Origin of the sequence: Streptomyces sp. NPDC057445, assembly GCF_042802855.1 — a bacterium.
Lineage (GTDB): Bacteria > Actinomycetota > Actinomycetes > Streptomycetales > Streptomycetaceae > Streptomyces.
Genome location: NZ_JBHVDH010000053.1, coordinates 1 through 6,285, shown reverse-complemented (window position 1 = coordinate 6,285; position 6,285 = coordinate 1). Strand labels below are relative to the sequence as shown.

The 6,285-nt window shown below is 67.8% G+C and carries 6 protein-coding genes; 2 read left to right on the top strand and 4 right to left on the bottom strand.

Going from position 1 to position 6,285, the window contains the following annotated elements; all coding sequences use genetic code 11:
* The first annotated feature begins 182 nt into the window (after nucleotides 1-182).
* Together ACFU5O_RS37245 and ACFU5O_RS37240 are read left to right on the top strand one after the other, a co-directional pair.
* Nucleotides 183-1,268, top strand: a complete 1,086-nt coding sequence (locus tag ACFU5O_RS37245; protein ID WP_384247432.1) for an IS110 family transposase — start codon at nucleotides 183-185, stop codon at nucleotides 1,266-1,268.
* 64 nt (nucleotides 1,269-1,332) lie between these two features.
* On the top strand, nucleotides 1,333-1,887 hold the full coding sequence (locus ACFU5O_RS37240) for a transposase (RefSeq protein ID WP_384247429.1): 555 nt from the start codon (nucleotides 1,333-1,335) through the stop codon (nucleotides 1,885-1,887).
* A gap of 15 nt (nucleotides 1,888-1,902) precedes the next feature.
* Here ACFU5O_RS37240 and ACFU5O_RS37235 read toward each other — a convergent pair whose 3' ends face one another.
* The 4 genes from ACFU5O_RS37235 to ACFU5O_RS37220 form a co-directional block, all read right to left on the bottom strand.
* Nucleotides 1,903-3,459 (bottom strand): ISL3 family transposase, encoded by a 1,557-nt coding sequence (locus tag ACFU5O_RS37235; protein ID WP_384247427.1) that lies wholly within the window; start codon nucleotides 3,457-3,459, stop codon nucleotides 1,903-1,905.
* A gap of 74 nt (nucleotides 3,460-3,533) precedes the next feature.
* Complete coding sequence (locus ACFU5O_RS37230) at nucleotides 3,534-4,079, bottom strand: hypothetical protein (protein ID WP_384247425.1); 546 nt, start codon at nucleotides 4,077-4,079, stop codon at nucleotides 3,534-3,536.
* A gap of 56 nt (nucleotides 4,080-4,135) precedes the next feature.
* On the bottom strand, nucleotides 4,136-5,383 hold the full coding sequence (locus tag ACFU5O_RS37225; protein ID WP_384247422.1) for a hypothetical protein: 1,248 nt from the start codon (nucleotides 5,381-5,383) through the stop codon (nucleotides 4,136-4,138).
* A gap of 3 nt (nucleotides 5,384-5,386) precedes the next feature.
* On the bottom strand, nucleotides 5,387-6,079 hold the full coding sequence (locus tag ACFU5O_RS37220) for an ATP-binding cassette domain-containing protein (RefSeq protein WP_384247420.1): 693 nt from the start codon (nucleotides 6,077-6,079) through the stop codon (nucleotides 5,387-5,389).
* Nucleotides 6,080-6,285: the final 206 nt, after the last annotated feature.

Sequence of the window (6,285 nt, the reverse complement as noted above, 5' to 3'; positions counted from 1 at the left end):
AGGCCTCAAGGGCCCGGGGCCTTACAGACGTCCGTCACCAGACAGCCCAGAAGCCCAGCTGCAGCTTCCGGAACCACCTTCACTACGGATTAGGGGCCTTCGCGACAGGCACCCTCACAGTCCTGACCGCCCCGACCGGTCCGGTGGCGGCCATCCGCCCGCGAACCGATCGAGACAGGCACATGACCATCCTCAGCATGCCGCACAACGGCGACACCACACAGCCTGTGGATTCCGCCACCGTCGTGCTCGGCGTTGACACTCACAAAGACGTGCACGTCGCCGCTGTCGTGAGCGTTCTCGGTGCCCTGCTGGGCACCCAGTCGTTCCCCGTCACGGCCTCCGGATACCACCAACTCGCCGAATGGGCACGTTCGTTGGGAGTCGTCTGGAAGGCCGGCGTGGAAGGCACCGGCTCCTACGGCGCCGGACTGGCCCGGCACCTGGCCGCCGAAGGCATTGAGGTCATCGAGGTCAACCGGCCCGACCGGGCGGCCCGGCGCCGCTCGGGCAAGACCGACGCGGTCGATGCCGAGGCCGCCGCCCGGGCCGTGCTGGGCGGACGGGCCACCGGGGCTCCGAAGAGCAAAGACGGCCCGGTGGAGGAGCTTCGCGTCCTGAAGGTCGTCAAGGACTCCGCAGTCCGCAACCGCACCCAGGCCATCAACCAGCTCAAGGCCCTGCTGGTCAGCGCACCGGCCCAGCTGCGCGAGTCCCTCACCGGGCTCTCGAACCCGGCGCTGTTCAAGGCGTGCGCTGCCCTGGACCCGCAGGCGAGCGCGGTGCACCAGGCCCTGAGCTTGCTGGCCCACCGCATCAAGCAGCTCTCCGCCGAGGCCACCACGCTCACCCGTCGGATCGCGGCGATCATCCAGGCCCACAACCCGCAGTTGCTCGAACTCACCGGCGTCGGCCCGGACAGCGCGGCCATCCTGCTCATAGCCGCCGGCGACAACCACGACCGCCTCCGCGATGAGGCGTCCTTCGCCGCTCTGTGCGGTGTCAGCCCGGTCGAACGCTCCTCCGGCAAGAGCCAACGCCGACGACTCAACCGCGGCGGGAACCGGCAGGCCAACGCCGCCCTCTACCGCATCGTGCTCTCCCGCCTGCGCTGGGAGGAACGCTCCCGCGCCTACCTCCTGCGACGCACCGCAGAGGGCAAGACGAAGCGGGAAGTCATCCGCTGCCTGAAGCGGTACGTCGCCCGCGAGATCCACCGAGCTATCGCCTCCGCTCCACTACCTGTTCCCGACAGCCTCGCGGCTTGACATCCATAGGGGCATCGGCCTGACCGCCCTGCCCGAAGCGGTCAACGCAATCTGGCCGCAGACCGTGGTGCAGACCTGCGTCGTCCATTTGATCCGGAGCAGTCTGCGTTACGCGTCTCGCCGGGACGCGGCCGAGATCGCCCGTGACCTCAAACCCGTCTACACCGCCGTCAGCGAAGAACAGGCCCGCGACCGGCTGACGGAATTCGGCGAGAAATGGGACACCAAGTACCCGCCAATCACCGGGATCTGGCAACGGGCCTGGAACGAGTTCATCCCATTTCTGTCCCTGCCGCCGGCCATCCGCCAGGTCGTCTACACCACCAACGCGATCGAGAGCCTGAACGCACGTTACCGGCGAGCGGCCCAGGCCTGCGGGCACTTTCCGAACGAGACCGCGGCCCTCAAACCTCGCCACCCTCGCCCTGGACCCCACCGGCCGCGGCCGGCAGCGCTGGTCCAACCGCTGGAAAGCCGCCCTCAACGAGTTCGACGTCCTCTTCGACGGCCGCCTTGCCGCCAACCAGGTATAGGCCACACAGCCCAACACAAAACACATAGGCCAAACAGACGAACCACACCTAATTCCTGGCTCTTCCAAGATTTTCGTAGGTGTTGATCGTTTCGGGCGGGGTCAGCTGAGCAGGACGCGGTGGCGGAGCAGTGCGTGTCTGGCGCGTCCGTACATCTGGCGCTTGATCAGTTTGATTCTGTTGTTGGTGCCTTCGGTGCGGCCGTTGTGATACGGCAGGGTGAGGGCGGCGTCGACGGCGGCGCGGTCGCGTTCGAGGCCGGTGGCGAACGAGTGCAGGAAGGGCAGGTCGGCGGCCTGGGTGAGGGAGATCCAGCCGGTCAGCTTCCCGTCGTTGCCCGCGACCGGGGCCATTAGGGTCGCGAAGTCGCGGATCTGGTCGGCCAGGGCGGTCATCTCCTGGCACGATCCGGCAAGTTGATCACGCAGAAAACGCTGGTCCTCGCGCAGGTTCTCGGGGTGGCTGACCAGGAGCCGGGTGACGCGGCGCGGAGACAGAGCGGCGTGGTCGGCCTCGACGCGGCCCTGGTTGATGTAGCGGACCAGGAGGTTGGCGCTGCCGGTGTAGCCCAGCTCCTTGATCTCGGCCAAGAGGCGGGTGACCGGGACGGACGGGTCCTCGGCGCGGCGTCGGCGCAGGTGGTCGCGGTAGGGGTCGACCAGTGTGGGCCGGTACTGTGGGGCCTTGACCAGCTGTTCCGGCTCGCTGTGGCGGGCGTAGCGCTTGACGGTGTTCACCGCGAGGTTCAGCCGGCGGGAGCAGTCCAGCAGTCCGGTCCCGGCATCGAGGAGCTCGTGGACCTGCCGCCACCGCTCGCGGGTGGTTTCAGCCCGCTTGCCCTCCCGGATCGGTGGTCCGATCTTCGCCCAGCAGGCGCTGTGCGCGCCGGCCTCCTTGAGAACTGCCTCGGTCAGGCCGTGCCACAGGTGCCACCGGTCCGTGACCTGCACGATCGTCGGGTCGGCGTCGGTGGTGGCCTGGGCGAAGGCGCCAGAGCCGTCCCGGCACACCACCTCCACCCCGGGGTGCTCGCGCAGCCACGCGGTGACGGTGGCCGCCTTGTGGTCGGGCAGTACGTCGATCCGTTCCCCGCTGACGGCGTCAGTCACCACGGCTGCGTACCGGTGTCCTTTGCGCAGGGCGAACTCGTCGAGACCAGCCACCCGCGGCGCCGCGCGGTCGGGGATCGTGATGCGCATCAGGCAGTTCAGTACGCTCGCCCAGGTCAGAGCGTGGTGCAGGACGACCAGGAGACGCGCTCCGGCCGACCCGGCCAGCGCCACGGCGATCGCCTCGACCACCCGCCGTAGAGCCGGAGTCCGCCGCTGATAACGCTCCGTCAAACCCTCGACCTGCTCGACGAACGTCGTCTTCGCACAGGTGGGGTTCTCGCAGTACAGGCGCCGCACCGATAAGGCGATGACCACCGGGCGGCCGCCGACCGCCTCGTCCGCGACATGCCGTACATACCGGGAGTGCTCCCAGCCGGACTCCTGCCCACACCCTGGGCATTCCCGAGGCACGTCATCCCTGGTCAGTGCCGTGATATGCAGCGCATCCGCGCCAGCCTCCACCCGCTCGACCCGCACCGCGCCCAGCTGCGGCAAGAGGACTTCCAACTCGACAGCACACGCCACCAGCCTGGCGCTGCCGCCCATGCCGCGTCACGAGAACAGCAAAACGATCAACATCTAGGAAAATCTTGGAAGAGCCGAACGATTTACAGTCCCGATCAGGCAGATGCGCGTCGCGACGCGCCGCGTGGTGTGAGGAGACTCGCTGCGGCGATACCGCTGGTGAGGAGGAGCAGGGAAGTGCCGGCTGCGATGGCGGAGGGTGCTTCGTGTAGGGGCCAAGTCCATGGGTAGGGACGGCCGCCAGGGCCGAGTCCGATGAGTGCGCAGAGCACTGGCACAAGGGCAATGGCCAGTGGGCCGTACAGGTGGCCGACGAAGTATTGAACGATGAGGCCGGTACCGAGGTATCCGAGGAAGTTTCTTGCTGCGGCGAGAGACATGGAGGAGTCCGCGGCGTAGGCGGCGCCGGACCCGATGGCCATGGCCAGCAACGCGGTTGATGCCAGCATGCCCGCTTGGTAGCTGGCCACGGGGCGGACCGCGGTGGTGTCGTAGACACGGGGGACTCTGTTGAGGGCGTGCAGGGTAAGCGCCGCCGGCACGGCGGGGAGCACAAGGGCTACCGGGATTCCTGCACTCATTCCGGCGAGCAGCGAGGGGATCGGTACGACGGAGCCGCCGAGGAGTGGCACCAAGAGCATGGTGGCGGCTAGGACGGTTGCTGCGAGGGGTGTGCTGTGTGTGCGGTGCCACCAGTTCACGATGCGGCTGCCTTGGTGTAGGAGGCGGGATCGAGGTCGGGCAGGACGGCGCAATCGTGCACGGACCGCATGTTCCGTTCGTACCAGGCCTTTTGAGCTTGCGTGGGCAGGGCTCGGATCTGCTCGGCGAGAGTGATGGCTTCGTGAGGCCAGCGCTGGGCGAGGTCGCCCTTGGGGACGCCACCGGTGAGGGAAAGCCAGGCGTATATGGCCACCATGGCCTCATCCCCGGGGTACGCGGCGCCTTGCCGGAGGGCGCACGGGGGCGCTTCGTCGGGCAGAGGGCTGGTCGCGATGTTCGAGGCGACGTTGGCCCGGTCGGGGCGGGGGTTCCCGAACTCGACTTGCCGGTCAGGGGCCACTCCGACGGCTGCCAACTCAGTGGTGGTCTCGTCAGCCCAGCGGGTGATCTCTTCACGCTGGGTGTTCTGTTCCGGCCACAGGCAGATCTGCGGGTTCTGTCCGGAGCACGTGCGCAGCGCGGCGTCGCGGGTCTGGGTGCCGGTGAAGCCGAGGGGGACGGCCAGGATGAGCGCCACGGCGGTGGCGGCGGTGAACGCGGTGAAAGACAGCAGAGGGCGCCAGAAGTGATGGTGCAGCGCTGAGCTGAGCACGATGGCCGTCACGATAGCCAGGGAGAACACGAGGGTGGCTGCCATGCTGCGGACAGAGGGTTCCTGATCGAGGCCGCAGCACTCGGTGACACCCTGCCCGTTGAGGTGGCGTAGCCAGGGCAGACCGCCGATGGCAGCTGGCCAGAATCCCCATAGGTACCCGAAGAGCAGCATGGTGGTCGCGCCGAGGAGTTTCGGCATGCGGGCGCCGACGAACCAGCCCAGGGCGATGTGAGACAGGATCACGCTGTAGGAGACGGTGAGAATCGCCGGGTTCGGGAAGCCGGACGGGAGCGCCACGGAGGTCATGACGACCGCAAAGGGGGCGACGATCGCGATCAGACCGAGTACGGCAATAGGGCCCAGGTGCAGCGTTGCGATGCTGAGCATCCCGCGGGCCGGGGCGAGTGCGGGGATTGCGCCTTGTTTGATCCGGGCCGCTTCCCAGGCTGCTCCCGCCCCGCACGCGGCGCTGATGAAGCCGATGACAATGGTGGTCTGGGAACTGATTGACGGCCAGTAGGCGACCGTGGAGTCGGTGTTCTGGGCGCTGAACCACACGAGAACCGGAATTAGAACCACAGCGGCCCATACGGCTGGGCCGGAACGCAGGAGTGTCGCGGTGCGCATAGTTCAGACCTCCCCACGGACCAGGCCGCGGTAGGCGCTTTCCGCACGCCGCTCGTACGGGGTGTCGGCGGGGGCTGAGGCGAAGAACTCGGGCACCGATCCTCGGAAGACCGGCTGGCCGCGGTCGAAGACGACAACGGTGTCGTAGATGTCAGCGAGATCTTCGGTCTGATGTGTGGAGACGATGAAGTGCACCGAGCCGCTCAGTTCCGCGAGCAGGTCACGAAAGACACCTCGCTGGACAGGGTCGAGTCCGGCCGTCGGTTCGTCCAGAAGGACAACCTCGGCCTGGTGCACGAGTGTCTGCGCGATGCCCAGGCGGCGTAGTTGCCCCCCGGAGAGTTCATGGCTCTTGCGCCCACCCAGTTCTGTCAGGCGGACCTCTTCCAACGCATCGGCCGACCGGTCCCAGGCGTCGCTTTTCGACAAGCCTTTCAGCCAGCCCACGTAGGCGGCCTGTTCACGGACCGTCAGAGCGGGGATCGCCTTGACGTCCTGCGGCAGCCACCCCACCCGCTGCCGGTAAGCCCGGCGGTCCCGTCGCCGAACGCTATCCACACCTCCCAGCGTGACGCGCCCCGACACGGGGGCGAGCGCGGATGCGCCGAGCGAAAGCAGCGTCGACTTCCCGGCCCCGTTCGGGCCGAGCAGGACCGTGCAGCCTTCCGGGAAATCCATTGTGAGGCAGTCGAGCACGGGGGTGTCGGTCCGGTAGGAGAACGAACAGTCCGTGAAACGCAGTGGCACGCAAACTCCAGGTGAGTGGTTACTACCGAGCCAGACGGTGGTGGGGGGGGGGGGGGGGGGGGGGGGGGCCCCCCCCCCCCCCCAACCGGGTCTATGGCGACGTTTGCCAGGGTGAGGATCGGTCGTGGGGTAGCCTGTTGCGGCCGGGGGAGGGG

Bases quoted from the DNA above. Each gene is read 5' to 3' on its own strand.
- ACFU5O_RS37245 (WP_384247432.1), top strand. From the start codon at position 183: ATGACCATCCTCAGCATGCCGCACAACGGCGACACCACACAGCCTGTG.
- ACFU5O_RS37235 (WP_384247427.1), bottom strand. From the start codon at position 3,459: ATGGGCGGCAGCGCCAGGCTGGTGGCGTGTGCTGTCGAGTTGGAAGTC.
- ACFU5O_RS37230 (WP_384247425.1), bottom strand. From the start codon at position 4,079: ATGCTCTTGGTGCCACTCCTCGGCGGCTCCGTCGTACCGATCCCCTCG.
- ACFU5O_RS37225 (WP_384247422.1), bottom strand. From the start codon at position 5,383: ATGCGCACCGCGACACTCCTGCGTTCCGGCCCAGCCGTATGGGCCGCT.